The sequence below is a fragment of the Pseudomonas sp. BLCC-B112 genome, from assembly GCF_028550695.1.
GTDB lineage: Bacteria > Pseudomonadota > Gammaproteobacteria > Pseudomonadales > Pseudomonadaceae > Aquipseudomonas > Aquipseudomonas danubii.
On record NZ_JAQQGK010000007.1, the window covers coordinates 133,072 to 146,919 of the forward strand.

12 protein-coding genes and 1 pseudogene are annotated in these 13,848 nt (G+C 62.9%); 5 read left to right on the forward strand and 8 right to left on the reverse strand.

Annotation, left to right across the window (positions count from 1 at the left end; translation table 11 throughout):
- Positions 1-53: 53 nt before the first annotated feature.
- The 5 genes from PQT43_RS19835 to PQT43_RS19855 all read right to left on the reverse strand — a co-directional run bounded on the left by PQT43_RS19835 (position 54) and on the right by PQT43_RS19855 (position 5,477).
- A complete protein-coding gene (locus tag PQT43_RS19835; RefSeq protein WP_267268947.1) occupies positions 54-2,759 on the reverse strand; it encodes a TonB-dependent receptor in 2,706 nt (901 codons plus the stop codon).
- A gap of 132 nt (positions 2,760-2,891) precedes the next feature.
- Entirely contained in the window at positions 2,892-3,905 is a 1,014-nt protein-coding gene (locus PQT43_RS19840; RefSeq protein ID WP_253085063.1) for a FecR family protein, read from the reverse strand.
- 63 nt (positions 3,906-3,968) lie between these two features.
- Positions 3,969-4,490 (reverse strand): RNA polymerase sigma factor, encoded by a 522-nt coding sequence (locus PQT43_RS19845; protein WP_102865512.1) that lies wholly within the window; start codon positions 4,488-4,490, stop codon positions 3,969-3,971.
- A 121-nt stretch (positions 4,491-4,611) separates the two neighbouring features.
- Complete coding sequence (locus tag PQT43_RS19850; RefSeq protein WP_267268948.1) at positions 4,612-5,058, reverse strand: DUF2442 domain-containing protein; 447 nt, start codon at positions 5,056-5,058, stop codon at positions 4,612-4,614.
- Positions 5,055-5,477 carry a DUF4160 domain-containing protein gene (locus tag PQT43_RS19855; protein ID WP_102882290.1) on the reverse strand — a complete coding sequence of 141 codons (423 nt, stop codon included), beginning with the start codon at positions 5,475-5,477 and terminating at the stop codon, positions 5,055-5,057. Before PQT43_RS19855 ends, PQT43_RS19850 begins: the two co-directional genes overlap by 4 nt.
- Positions 5,478-5,818: 341 nt before the next feature.
- Between PQT43_RS19855 and aroQ the strand changes: the two genes are divergently transcribed.
- Positions 5,819-6,268, forward strand: coding sequence for a type II 3-dehydroquinate dehydratase (aroQ, locus tag PQT43_RS19860; protein ID WP_102865405.1), 450 nt, complete (start codon positions 5,819-5,821; stop codon positions 6,266-6,268).
- A complete protein-coding gene (locus PQT43_RS19865) occupies positions 6,265-7,119 on the forward strand; it encodes a shikimate dehydrogenase (protein ID WP_272754465.1) in 855 nt (284 codons plus the stop codon). The genes aroQ and PQT43_RS19865 overlap by 4 nt, the downstream gene beginning before the upstream one ends.
- Positions 7,120-7,240: 121 nt before the next feature.
- Here the strand turns inward: PQT43_RS19865 and PQT43_RS19870 are convergent, their stop codons facing one another.
- The 3 genes from PQT43_RS19870 to quiC all read right to left on the reverse strand — a co-directional run bounded on the left by PQT43_RS19870 (position 7,241) and on the right by quiC (position 10,273).
- A complete protein-coding gene (locus tag PQT43_RS19870; protein ID WP_016967259.1) occupies positions 7,241-7,465 on the reverse strand; it encodes a hypothetical protein in 225 nt (74 codons plus the stop codon).
- Positions 7,466-7,580: 115 nt separating this feature from the next.
- Complete coding sequence (locus tag PQT43_RS19875) at positions 7,581-8,258, reverse strand: TetR family transcriptional regulator (RefSeq protein ID WP_102882292.1); 678 nt, start codon at positions 8,256-8,258, stop codon at positions 7,581-7,583.
- Positions 8,259-8,362: 104 nt separating this feature from the next.
- Positions 8,363-10,273 (reverse strand): 3-dehydroshikimate dehydratase QuiC, encoded by a 1,911-nt coding sequence (gene quiC / locus PQT43_RS19880; RefSeq protein ID WP_272754467.1) that lies wholly within the window; start codon positions 10,271-10,273, stop codon positions 8,363-8,365.
- 527 nt (positions 10,274-10,800) lie between these two features.
- On the opposite strand from quiC, the gene PQT43_RS19885 reads away from it, so the two are divergent.
- The 3 genes and pseudogenes from PQT43_RS19885 to PQT43_RS31485 all read left to right on the forward strand — a co-directional run bounded on the left by PQT43_RS19885 (position 10,801) and on the right by PQT43_RS31485 (position 13,846).
- Positions 10,801-12,135 (forward strand): MFS transporter, encoded by a 1,335-nt coding sequence (locus PQT43_RS19885; RefSeq protein WP_102882294.1) that lies wholly within the window; start codon positions 10,801-10,803, stop codon positions 12,133-12,135.
- Positions 12,136-12,223: 88 nt separating this feature from the next.
- A pseudogene (locus PQT43_RS31480) lies at positions 12,224-12,991 on the forward strand (MCP four helix bundle domain-containing protein); the annotation flags it as partial.
- Positions 12,992-13,057: 66 nt separating this feature from the next.
- Complete coding sequence (locus PQT43_RS31485) at positions 13,058-13,846, forward strand: methyl-accepting chemotaxis protein (protein WP_404942565.1); 789 nt, start codon at positions 13,058-13,060, stop codon at positions 13,844-13,846.
- Positions 13,847-13,848: the final 2 nt, after the last annotated feature.

Genomic DNA, 13,848 nt, shown 5'->3' on the forward strand with positions numbered 1-13,848 from the left:
TCCGCAGCACGCCAGTGCCTGCTGCGGTTTTGCCCTTCAATGGGCAAAAGCGGTCAGAACTGATATTCCACGGTGCCCTGCAAGGTGCGGCCACGGCCGAGGGTGAAGGCCAGGACATCGCCGAGGGGCACCAGGTAGGCGCGGTCGGTGACGTTTTCCATGGCCAGGCGCAGGGTCAGTTCTTCAGTGGCCCGGTAGCTGCCATACAGGTCGTAGACGGTGTAGGGCTTCCAGTCGGCCGGGTAGACACCGGTCTGGCTCACGGTCCCGGTCGCCGAGCCGGCGATCGAGTAGCCGGCGCTGTAGCGGGCCCGGGCACCGATATCCAGTTTGCGTTCGAAAAAGCGCGCGCCCAGGGTCAGGGTGCCGCGGTCCATGGGCATGTGTTCGGCCGAACCGAGGATCGCGGCGTTGCAGCGGCTGGCATTGTTGGCCGCATCATCGGGACGCATGCCGGTGACAATCGCGCCCCGCCCTGTGCCGTTCTTCACCGGCTGGGTCACCCCTCCCAGCCAGGCGGTCTTCATGCAGAAATCGTTGTCGCCGATCATGTGGGTGTAATTGAGCTGGCCGTAGGCGCGACCGGCGTCATAGTCGAGCTGGTACTCGACGCCCTTGAAGCGGGTGCTGCTGAGATCGTTGACGTAGGCGCTGTTGCCGATGCCGGGGGAGCCATAGCCCGGGGGCTGCACGCCCATGGCCATATAGATGAAGTCATCGACCCGGGTATCGAAGTAGGCCACTTTGATGCCCAGGCGGTCATCGTTGAACCAGAGGTTTTCCTTGAAGACGTTGACCCCCGCTTCCCAGGTGGTGGAGCGCTCTGGCTTGAGGAAAGGGTTGGGAAAGGTGCTCTCAGAACCTCCACCATGGGGGCGTCCGGTGATCATGGTTTCGGTCACCGCCGGTGGCCGCCACCCCTTGCCATAGCTGGCGAACAGTTGCAGCCACTCGACCCCGGGCTTGACCGACAGGCCGAAGGTCGGCGAGAAGCGCCCTTCCTGGTTGTCGATGTCATAGGCCACCGGCACCGAGATTTGCTGGGGCGTCTTGCCGATCACGAAGGTGCGGGTGTTGATTCCGGTTTCGCCGCGCAGGCGGTAGCGGTCGTAACGCAAGCCGGCATTGAGGTTCAACCAGCCGTCGTAGTCGAAGTCCAGGCGGGTGAACAGGCTGCCCAGGGCTCGATCGCCCTCGGGGGTCATGCTCGCCGCAGGCGAGGCACTGACCGCCGAGCCCTTGGGCACCGGCTGGCTGGAGTCGGGACGGACCTTGTCGTAGAAGAACTCCAGGCCGTAGTTGGCCTTCAGCGTGGACAGCCCGCCCAGGGCAAAGGTCGACGTGTTCTGCGCCTGGGCGCCATAGGTATCGGTCTGGTAGGTGATCGAGTAGCCAGGGCTGCTGCGGCGGGTCAGGGTGCTCTGGTCATTGCTGTTGTCGACGTAATAGAGCTTGGCCTTGAAGTCGATCAACGGGTTGTCCGGGGTGTAGCTGTAGTCGAGGCCGAAGTTCTGCGAATGCACATCGCTGCTGCCGAGCTTTTCCCAGAGCTGATCCTTGTTCTCGGTGTTCATCATGTTGGCGTCGTCGTAGGACACCTCAGTGGTCAGGTAGCTCAGTTGCAGACGCTGGTCCTGGGGCAGGTTGAGCCCCAGCTTGACCAGGCGCGAGCGCATCACCGAAGCGGAATAGGCCACCTTGGAATGCTTCACCCGGTCATTGATCGACGGGTCCATCCAGCTGCCGGTGCGCAATTCGCCGATGCCGCCACGGGTCCCCGGCTTGTAGTCCCCAAGGTGTCGTTCACTGGCAGCCAGCAGCATGTCCCAGACTTCGGTGCCGATGGCGAAGGCGGAACTGCCGATGAAGTGAGTGCCGTTGCTGCGGCCGCCCAGGCCGGTGGTCAGGCGAATTCGGCCGCCGATCTCCTGGCCGGGCTTGAGCAGGTCGCGGGCCTCGATGGTGCGAAAGTTGGCGACCCCGCCGATCACTCCAGCCCCGCCCATGGTGGAGGTGGCGCCCTTCTCCACCACCACTTCGGAGAGCAGCTCGGGGTCGACATAGAGCGTTCCGTTGCGCTGCTGGTGGCCGCTCTGCTGATAGTTCTGGCGCATGCCGTCCACCGACATGTTGACCCGACCATAGTCCTGGATGCCGCGGATGTTCACCGACACGCCCGGGTCCTGCTGGCTGAGCGCCGAATACACGCCGGACGTTTCCTCCAGCATTTCGGCGGCATGCCGCGGTGGATTGCGATCAAGTTGCTCGCGCCCGACCACGCTCACCGAGCGTGGCGCGTTGTATACCCAATCGCTCTGCCGGCCTTCGAGGTCGCCGGAAATCGTGGTGGGGGCCAAGGCCAGGGCGCCATCACGTCCGGTTTCCACCCGACTCAGGGTCACCTGGCGCTCGCCGCTAAAGCGGTACTCCACCGGCGCATTGCCCAGCAGCCGGGCCAGTCCTTCCTCGGCGCCGTAGCGGCCCTTGAGCGGCGAGCTGTGCAAGCCATGCAGGCGCAGGCTGTCGAACAGCACCTGCACCCCGGCCTGCTCGGCAAAAGCCAGCACCGCACTGCCGAGGGCCTGGGCAGGGATATCGAAATCCAGTTCGCGTGGTTGCTGAGCACTCTGCGGGACTACGCCCACGGGCTCTGCCGCGTGCAACAAACCGCCTCCTGCCAACAGCCCTGCTACGCCCAAGTGAATGGCCAGGGCCAGACGACTTGCGGCGTGAATTCCAGTGCGACTGCCTACCCTCATGTTCCTGATTCCTGCGCTGGCTACTTTTAGTGCATGCGAATGCATCTCAATTAGCTAGACGTGCCAGGCAGGAAAACTCAGTAAGGTTTTTTCAGTTATTTTTCGCCGAAGGTGAAAAAAGACCCGCAGGCCTCAATAAATAAGGCTGACGCCGGCCAGGTCGAAACGCTGCACCTGCAACTCCTGGGTGAGGGTGACCAGGGCCGCGTCGAGCATATCCAGACGGAACACACCGCTGACCTGACGCTGGGCCAGGGCACTGTTGGTCAGCACCACCCGCCCGGGTCGATAGCGATTGAGGCGCTCCACCACCACGCTCAAGGGCTGGCGATCGAACACCAGGACTCCACGTCGCCAACTGGTGGCGCGCTGCAGGTCGAGCCCATCAAGTGCCACCACCCCCGACTGCGAGTCATAGCGCACGCTCTGTCCCTCTTGCAGAACCCGCTCGGAAACGCCGCGTTGCGCCGGGGTATCCAGGCTCACGGCGACACTGTGCTGCAACACCCCAACCCAGGTTTGTTGATCGCTCTCACGCCCGACCACAAAACGGGTGCCCAGGGCCCGGGTCTGGCCGCTGGCGCTGTGCACGATGAAAGGTCGTTGCTCCTCACCGACCATGGGCGCCACATCAAATACTGCGGAGCCGGCCAGCAATTGGATCTGACGCTTGTCGCCGCTGTAATCCAGGCGAATGGCGCTGCTCGAGTCCAGCTCCACTTGGCTGCCATCGGCCAGTTGCACGGTGCGCACCTCGCCCTTGCCGGTCTGGTAGTCGGCCTGCAGGTACAGCAGTGCCTGCGGCCCTTGCAGCCAGCCCAGGGCCACCGCCAGAACCAGCATGGCCGCACTGGCGACCCGCACCAGCCGGCGTCGACGGCGCGGGCGCTGTATTGTCGCCGCAGGCCGTTCCACCTGGCGTCTTGGTGGGGCAGTGGCCGCCAGCTCGGGGTCCAGGCGCAGCTCGCCCAAGGCCTCCCAGGTCTGCCGGGCAAACACCAGAGCCTGGGGATGACGCGGGTCCTCGGCCTGCCATTGGGCAAGCTGCGCCTGCTCGGTGGCGCTCAAGCCTCCCGCGTGCAAACGCACCGCCCAATCGGCGGCGGCCTCGGTGATACTGCGCTCTTGCGGACCCTGGCTATTCACGTGTGAATCTCGATTTCTCGTTATATATAAGCAGTGACGTCTGACCCCGACTTTTACCGTAACTCACTGGTCAACCGGCCGACCGTCGGTAGCCTGCAGGCGTTGCATCACATAAGCCAGCGCCCGGGACAGATGCTTTTGCACCGAGCTGTCGGAGATATTCAGGTGCCGGGCCACCTCGGCGTGGGTCATGCCTTCGATACGGTTCAGGCGGAAGATTTCCTGAGTGCGCGCAGGCAGCTCCGTGATCGCCTGTTTCAGTGCCTTGCGCTGCTGTTGCGCCATCGCCTGAGCCTCCAACCCGGCCGCCTCATCCTCGATGTCGGCCAGTACTTCATGGGGCACGGTCTCGGTCTTGCGCCGCGCCTCCTGACGTACATGGTCGATCAGCAGGTTGTTCGCCGTGCGGTAGAGATAGCCCTGGGAGTTGTCGATCCGCTCACCGCGCGTTTGCTCGGCCAGCCGCAGAAAACTCTCCTGCACCAGATCTGCGGCCAACTGCGGGTCACGTACCTTGCGCGCCAGGTACCCACGCAAGGTCGCGGCATGCTTGAGAAACAGTCCCTTGAGATCCACGTCCGACAAACCGACTCCCTGGAACATGAAGGAAATTGCCGGCATCTTACGGTCAGTCGAGAATGATTTTCAATTGATATCAGTATTCATTAGCGACCGCTTACACCAGCTGCCAGCCGCTTTCCAGGACCTAGGCTGGCACCTCGACCTTGCGCGGCCGGCCGCCCTTCTTGCCATTCAGGCGCGCCGCCCGAGCCTTGGCCGCGCTGCTTTGCCGACCGTTACGGGAGGCGACTAACTGGGTCGCCAGTTTCATCAGCGGCTCGCTGGCCGACAGCAGCCCGACAATCGACAGCTGCAGATCCACGGCCTCATGACACACCGCCGTGGCGGAAAAGCCCAACTGCAGTTGCTGCAATTGGGTGTCGCTCAGCGCCGCCAGCTCCGGATAGTTTTCCACAGGCAAATGAATCGAGCTGCCATCGGCAAAGCCCAGGCACAGGCACCCGGCCGCATAGCTCAAGGTACTGACTTGCAAACCCGCGTCGTGACGCGCCTCACCGCGTTCGACCGCGTGATCCAGCTGCTCCTGGGTCAAGGGCACATCGACGGGCACCGCTGCTTTGACGACTTTCATAGTTCGATCTCCACTCCTTGCGCCGCACCCACCAGGGTCAGGCGAGTCAGGTTTCGTTGTTCCTCGTAATGCGCTGACTCGATCAGGTACACCCTGCAGCCGGCGCTTGAACCTTCCACCACAGCGTTCGCTTGCCAATCCCACAACTGCTGCTCAAGGCACAAGGTGCGCAGCTTGCTCCACCAGATACGCCGAGCCAGATGCACCCGTTGCTTCAAGGCCTGGCGCAAGCCTTCAAGGACTGCCAGTGCCGGGCGACGGCCATGGGGGACAACGTCCCAGAGCTCGACGCCGTTGTGCCAGAAGCTGAAGCGAAAACGGGCACTCCAACGACCGCCATCCACATGCACATGGGGTGGGCAATGTTCGTCACGCAACATGACGACGACCGCATAGCCCTTGTAAACGAACACTTTCATGCTAACCCATCCGTTAGGTTACCGAGTCCAAAGACTCGTGTTTCCATGATTAATCCGACCACCGGCCTGAAAGGGCAGCAGTGAGGTGACCTGCTTGAGGTTAGCCCCGGAGAAGGTCAGGAAGGCCTCCGGGCGGCCGCAAAGTCGTCAGCATTTATTGCCGGACAAGGCCTCGCCACGGCCATCGTCAATAACAGCGTTCGGTTATCGAACACTTAATCAGCCTTCCCGGGTTCCGCTCTCGGCGATCAATTGACCAAATTAACCAGTTAGTACAATTTACCTCCCCAGTGCCTCGTACCCTCTCCCGAGGCTGACAATAACAACGGAGATCTACCCCCATGCGTCCTATCGTTCTGGTGCTTAACGGCCCGAACCTGAACCTGCTCGGCAGCCGTGAACCTGCCACTTACGGCCACGAAACACTGGCCGATGTCTCGGCCTTGTGCGGCCGTGCCGCCGAGGAATTGGGCCTGGCCGTGGAGTTTCGCCAGACCAACCACGAAGGCGAATTGCTGGACTGGATTCACGCCGCCCGCGGGCGCTGCGCCGGCATCGTGATCAACCCCGCCGCCTGGACCCACACCTCGGTGGCGATCCGCGATGCGCTGGTGGCCAGTGAACTGCCGGTGATCGAAGTGCACCTGTCCAACGTCCACGCCCGCGAACCGTTCCGCCATCACTCCTTTGTCTCGGGTATTGCCCTGGCGGTGATGTGCGGCTTTGGCAGCCACGGCTATCGCCTGGCGCTGGAACACTTCAGCCTGCGGTTCAAGGAGCAAGGTCTATGACAGGCCATACAGGCGTACTCGCCGGACTGATCGGCGCCGGCATCCAGGCTTCACGCACCCCGGCCCTGCATGAACAAGAAGGCGACGCGCAAAACCTGCGCTACCTGTACCGGTTGATCGATCTGGACCAGCTGGGGCTCGACAGCAGCGCCCTGCCCGACCTGCTCAGCGCCGCCGAACGGATGAACTTCACCGGCCTGAACATCACCTTTCCCTGCAAGCAGAGCATCTTGCCGCTACTGGACGAACTGTCCCCGGAAGCTCGCGGCATTGGCGCGGTCAACACCGTGGTCCTCAAGGACGGCAAGCGGGTTGGCCACAACACCGACTGCCTGGGGTTTGCCGAAGGGTTCCGGCGCGGCCTGCAAGGCGTGGCCAGACGGCACGTGGTGCAGATGGGGGCCGGCGGCGCCGGAGCGGCAGTGGCCCACGCCCTGCTCAGTGAGGGTGTGGAGCAACTGAGCATTTTCGATGTGGAAAACCAGCGGGCGCAGAGCCTGGCGGACAACCTCAACCAGCATTTCGGCGCCGCTCGGGCCAAGGCCGGTGGCGACCTGCCCAGCACCCTGGCGAGCGCCGACGGCCTGGTGAACACCACACCCATGGGCATGGCCAAGCTGCCGGGCACGCCGGTGCCGGTGGAACTGCTGCGGGCGGAGCTGTGGGTGGCCGAGATCGTCTACTTCCCGCTGGAAACCGAGCTGCTGCGCAATGCCCGCGCCCTGGGTTGCCGAACCCTGGACGGCGGCACCATGGCGGTGTTCCAGGCGGTCAAGGCGTTCGAGCTGTTCAGCGGCCAGAGCGCCGACCCGCAACGCATGCTGGCGCACTTCCACAGCATGAATGGCTGAAATACGCCTGTGGCCGCTGCCGCAGGCTGCGACAGGCCCCGCAGGGGCCTCGGCATCCGTCAGGACGCTGACGAGCCTGCGGCTCGTTCGCAGCCTTCGGCAGCGGCTACAGGTCCTGCGTTTACTCGGGCTTGAGCTGCAGGCGCGCAAGCAGGCCGATCAACAGCACGTTGAAGAGAATCATCAGCAGACTGCCGAACAGGCCCACCAGATTGATCACCGAGCTCGGCAGCCAGTCGAATACGCTGAAACCGGTCAGGGACAGCAGGCGCTCACCGAACCAGAACGAGTCAACGACGATCATCAGGATCAGGATGATTTTAAGCGTTGGGACGGGGTTACCCATGGTGCCTTCCTTGTCGTGGGGGATGATGCGAGAGCCTGGGTGGCGAGGCGATCTTACGGACGCTTTCGCCAGCAAGCCAGCGCCTGACAAGCCAACCCGGCCCTAAAGCTCCGGGTCAGGCCTGCAGGTAGCGCAGCACCGATTCGCAGATCATTTCCCGGTGCCGCTGCTTGATGCTTTCGTCCGGCAGGTCGATCTGGAAGATCTCGCCAAAGGTGTGACGGTTCGACACCCGATAGAAGCAGAACGAGCTGATCAGCAAGTGCACGTCCAGCGGGTCCAGGCCACTGCGGAACACGCCTTCCTGCGCGCCGCGCTCAAGGATTTCGCCCAGGGCATGGAGGATGGTGTTGTTCATTGCCTTGATTACGCCGGACTGCTTCACGTACTCGGCCTTGTGGATATTCTCGATGCTGACGATGCGCACGAAATCGACATTGCGGTCGTGGTGATCGAAGGTGAACTCCACCAGCCGGCGAATCGCCTCCCGCGGTGCCAGCTCGGCCAGATGCAGGCGGCTCTCGGTGCTGCGGATATCGCCGTAGAGTTTTTCCAGGACTTCGACGTACAGCTGCTCCTTGCTGCCGAAGTAGTAATAGATCATGCGCTTGGAGGTATGGATGCGCTCGGCGATCGCATCCACCCGCGCACCGGAAAGTCCCTGCTGGACGAACTCGACAATAGCTTCTTGAAGGATGTTCTCGCGGGTTTTTTCCGGGTTGTTCTTGCGACTCTTGCGCGGTTCGAGAGCAGGCTCATCGGACGCAATCGAGCGTTCACTGGTCATTGTCATTCTGGGCTCACGGCCATCACTGAACACGCGGGCGATTATGAGCCGCGTCCTGTCGCGAAAGAAAGCACAGAGGCGGTGGATTACCGCCTCCGGTTACCAATGCGCTACAACTTGGCCTGGCGCACCGCGCCACTGCGAGACTTGGCCATGGCCGCCAGGCGCACCGCAACGTTGGCCGCACCATAGCCGGCGTAGCCGTTCTTGCGCTGGATGATCTCGAAGAAGAACCGCCCCTCGAACGGTTCGGTGTAGACGTGAAACAGCTCGCCGCCCTGGGCATCGCGGTCATACAGGACGTTGTAGTAGGCCAATTCGCTGAGAAACTCGTCGTCGAAATCAAAACGCGCCGCCAGGTCGTCGTAGTAATTGAGCGGAATATCCAGCAGCGGCACTCCGGCCTGCTTGGCCCGGCTGACCTCGGCGAAAAGGTCGTCGCAGTCGAAGGCAATGTGATGCACCCCGCTGCCACGATAACTGGACAGCGCGTGGGAAATCGCGGTGTTGCGGTTCTCCGAGATGTTCAGCGGCAAGCGGATCGAGCTGCAACGGCTGCGCAGGGCGCGGCTTTTCACCAGGCCATAAGGATCAGGCAGCACCACTTCATCATCGGCCTCGAAATCCAGCAGGCTCTTGTAGAACAGCGCCCAGCTGTCGAGGCTGTCCGCCGGCAGGGCCATGGCCATGTGGTCGATACGCTTGAGGCCGCCCTTGGCTTGCACACCGTCATGCATGTTGAAGTCGGTGTCGTACAGGTGCTGGCCGCCCTGCTGCGGGTCCACCAGATAGATCAGGCTGCCATCGGGCTCGCGCACCGCCGCCAGTTCCAGCTCGTTGGGGCCTACAAGCCCGCGATAAGGCTGGCCCTTGTAGGCCACCGCCCGCTCCAGAGCCTTGGCGCTGTCCTTGACCCGGATGGCCGTGGCACACACCGAAGGGCCATGGGCCTCGAAGAAGCTGTGGGCGAAGGAATAGGGCTCGGAGTTGAGGATCAGGTTGATATCGCCCTGACGCATCAGGCTCACGTTCTTGGAACGATGCTGTCCGGCCTTGGCAAAACCCAGGCGCTCCAGCCAGCTCCCCAGCTTGGCGCCCAGGGCATCGTCCACCGCGAACTCAAGGAACTCGGTGCCGCCATAGGCTTCAACCGCTGGCGGGGCAAACAGAATGTCCAGGTTGGCCACCGGTTGCGCCTCTTGTAGCAGGCGCTCGCGGGTCTTCTCTTCCAGGTACAGCAAGGAGCGCAAGCCGTCGGCGGCATTGGCCCGCGGCGGCGCGGCGCGAAAGCCGTCGTTGAAGATCTCCAGGGACAGCGGCCCGGTGTAGCCGCTCTTGATGATCGGCGCCAGAAAGCCCGGCAGATCGAACTCGCCCTGGCCCGGAAAACAGCGGAAATGCCGGCTCCACTCCAGTACATCCATGGCCAGGATCGGCGCATCGGCCATCTGCACGAAGAAGATCTTGTCCCCGGGAATCTCGGCAATCGCCGCCGGGTCGCCCTTGAGCGACAGGGTATGGAAGCTGTCCAGCAACACCCCAAGGTTGGGGTGATCGGCGCTGCGCACGATGTCCCAGACCTGTTGATAGGTATTCACGTGACGGCCCCAGGCCAGGGCTTCGTAGCCGATGCGCAAGCCGCGCAGCGCGGCCCGCTCGGCCAACAGGTGCAAATCATCGATGAGAATCTGCCGCTCGCCGAGGCTGTCGGCCTGGGCGTTACTGCACACCAGCACCAGGTCGGTGCCCAGCTCCTGCATCAAGTCGAACTTGCGTTCGGCACGCTCCAGGTTGCGCGACAGGCGATCGCGGCGGCAGCCCTCGAAATCCCGAAACGGCTGGAACAGGGTGATGGCGATCCCCAGGTCGGCGCACATCTGCCTGATTTCCCGAGGGCTACCGTCGTAATAGAGAAGGTCGTTCTCGAAAATCTCCACCCCATCGAAGCCGGCGGCGGCGATGGCTTCGAGTTTTTCCGGCAGGGTGCCGCTCAAGGAAACGGTGGCAATGGAACGCTGCATGATTGAACTCCCGGGGGATGACGGCCGGTGGCACCCGAGCCTTTTATTCGATGTTGCGGATTATTCCACAGCATGATTTAAAGTGTACGAACCAGTTAGTTTTGTGTTCGATTATCGAACAAAAAGCCGCTTGGCGAATTGACGATTTTTCAGCCACTGCGCACCATCGACAGCACATTGAGCCGCCCCAAGAAACCGTGGCTTCAATCACCCAGACCCAGAACACACCATAAAAATTTTAAAAATCGGGTACATCCTCATGCTTGCACTCAACGCCCCGCCCTGCTGCTCATCCCTTTGGCTCGCGCCTGGAACGGCCTCAATCGGCACCCTGGATCACGACCCGCTACTGCCCTGAGCGGAGCGTCGTACCGATGGCGTTCGCCGGTCCGCAATCAACGGCTCGACGAACCAAACCAGCCGATCAATCACCCAGTCCCAGGCGCTCATGCCCTCGCTGACGATTGATCACGCGCCCTTGAGTTCCGACGAGCCCTGGCTCGTCAGTCACTGAACGGATGGCCTATATGATTCCTTCCCAAAGCTCTCGCATCGCCCCGAGCCTCAGTGTTGCCGGCGGCATCGGCGACAAGATCCGCGGCGCCATGGCCGTCGGCAAGACCCGCTGGGGCATGCTCGCCCTGGTGTTCTTCGCCACCACCCTGAACTACATCGATCGCGCCGCACTGGGCGTGATGCAGCCGATCCTGGCCAAGGAAATGAACTGGACGGCGATGGACTACGCCAACATCAACTTCTGGTTCCAGGTCGGTTACGCCGTGGGCTTCGTGCTGCAAGGGCGACTGATCGACCGAGTCGGCGTGAAACGGGTGTTCTTCTTCGCCGTGCTGCTGTGGAGCCTGGCCACCGGCGCTCATGGCCTGGCCACTTCGGCGGCAGGCTTCATGGTTTGCCGCTTCATTCTCGGGCTCACTGAAGCCGCCAACTACCCGGCCTGCGTGAAGACCACGCGCCTGTGGTTCCCGGCCGGCGAACGCGCGGTAGCCACCGGCATCTTCAACGCCGGGACCAACGTCGGCGCTATGTTCACCCCCATGCTGCTGCCGTTGATCCTCCACGCCTGGGGCTGGCAAGCGGCGTTCCTGTGCATGGCGGCACTGGGCGGTGTGTGGCTGCTGTTCTGGGGCCTGAAGTACTTCAACCCGGAAGATCACCCCAGCGTCAAAGCCTCGGAACTGGCCTACATCCAGCAACAAGTGGAACCCGAGCCGACCCGCGTGCCCTTCAGCCGCATCCTGCGCATGCGTGGCACCTGGGCCTTCGCCCTGGCCTACTCGCTGACCGCGCCGGTGTTCTGGTTCTACCTGTACTGGCTGCCGCCGTTCCTCAACCAGCAGTACAACCTGGGGATCAACGTCACCCAGATGGGCATCCCGCTGATCATCATCTACCTGACCGCCGACTTCGGCAGCGTCGGTGGCGGCATCCTCTCCTCGTTCCTCATCGGTCGCGGCATGAACCCGATCAAGGCGCGGCTGCTGTCGATGTTCCTGTTCGCCTGCTGCATCATCGGCGTGATCATGGCCGCCGGCACCGCCAACCTGTGGCTGGCCGTGTTCGCCATCTCCCTGGGGATCGGTGCCCACCAGGCCTGGACTGCCAACATCTGGAGCCTGGTGATGGACTACACGCCCAAGCACATGATGAGCACCGTGTTCGGCTTTGGCGGCATGTGCGCGGCCATCGGCGGCATGTTCATGACCCAGATCGTCGGCCACATCCTGACCGTCACCAACAACAACTACACCCTGTTGTTCACCCTGATCCCGGCCATGTACTTCATCGCCCTGACCTGGATGTACTTCATGGCCCCGCGCAAGATTCCTCACGTAGAAGACTGATGCTCCTTTCACGCAGGCCCGCTCAGGGCCTGCGTTTTTTTATCGCCCCCCCTCCCCCTTTTGTTTTTCCACACTCGGAGATCGTCCCATGACGCTGGGTAACCTGAGCATCGCCAAACGCGCCGTGATCAGCTTCGGCGTGATTGCCCTGCTGGTCCTGCTGCAGGGGCTGTTCGCCCTCAAACAAGTGGCCGAAGTCCGCGCCACCGGCCAGCACACCGAAAACATTTCCCTGCCCAGCACCCGCTACCTGGGAGAAGTGCGCGACTACGTGTTGAGCATCCGCGTGCTGAGCCTGCGCATGGCCCTCAACCGTGAACCCAAAGTGCTGGAAAGCACCATTGCCCGCCTGCATCAGGTACAAACCTGGCTCGACCAGGCCCTGGCCAGGTTCGCGCCGCTGGTGGGCGATCACAACCGGGTGCAATACGAGACATTCCTCGCCACGGTAAAAAGCTACCAACAGGCCCTGGCCCAGTACGAAGCCCTGTCCCAGGACAATCGCAGCAGCGAGATGACGGCCCTGCTCAACGGCAAGATCCAGGATTACTCGACCCAGACCGGCGACCAGTTCGCCGAACTGATGAACCTCACTGCCGAGGAAGTCAGCCAGTCGGCCCAGCATGCAGACGCGCTGTACACCCAGGTAAAAATCACGGTGATCGGCGCCCTGATCGCCGTCGCCCTGCTGACCCTGTGCCTGGCCTGGCTGTTGATTCGCAGCATCGTCGTGCCCATCCGCCAGGCCGTGGGCGTGGCCGAGCAAGTGGCCGCCGGCGATCTCAGCCGACCGATCCACAGCGAGGGCCGCGATGAAACCGCGCGCCTGCTCAAGGCCCTGGCCAGCATGCAGGCCAGCCTGCGTGAAACCCTGCAACTGATCAGCAGCACCTCGACCCAGCTGGCCGCCGCCGCGCAACAGATGAGCCAGAGCACCCACCAGGACTCCAGCCGCCTGCAGCAGCAACACAACGAAATCGAGCAAGCAGCCACCGCCGTCAACGAAATGACCGTGGCCGTCGAGGAAGTGGCGCGCAACGCGGTGTCCACCTCCGACACCACCCGCCAGTCCACCACCCAGGCGACCCAGGGGCAGGCCCGGGTGATCCAGACCCTGGACTCGATCCAGGCCATGAGCAGCGATGTCGGCACCGCCTTGCAGCAAGTGCAGACCCTGGCCGAGCAGTCACGGGAAATCGGCAAGGTGCTGGACGTGATCCGCGCCATTGCCGAACAGACCAACCTGCTGGCCCTGAACGCCGCCATCGAGGCCGCGCGGGCCGGGGAAGCCGGCCGCGGCTTTGCCGTGGTGGCAGATGAAGTGCGGGCCCTGGCCCATCGCACCCAGCAGTCGACCCAGGAAATCGAACAGATGATCGGCCGGGTCCAGGGCGACACCGACAGCGTGGTGCAGTCCATGCACGGCAACAATCAGCGGGTGGCCCAGACCCTGTCCATCGCCGAACAGGCCGGGCTGGCCCTGGGGGAAATCACCCGGGCCATGGAGCAGATCCACGAGCGCAACCTGGTGATCGCCAGTGCCTCGGAAGAACAGGCCCAGGTGGCCCGTGAAGTGGACCGCAACCTGCTGAACATCCGCGACCTGTCCCTGGAAAGCGCCGACGCCGCCACGCGCACCAACGCCACCAGCCAGGAGCTGTCGCACTTGGCGGCCGGCCTGCAGAACCTGGTGGTGCGCTTCCGTTTCTGAGT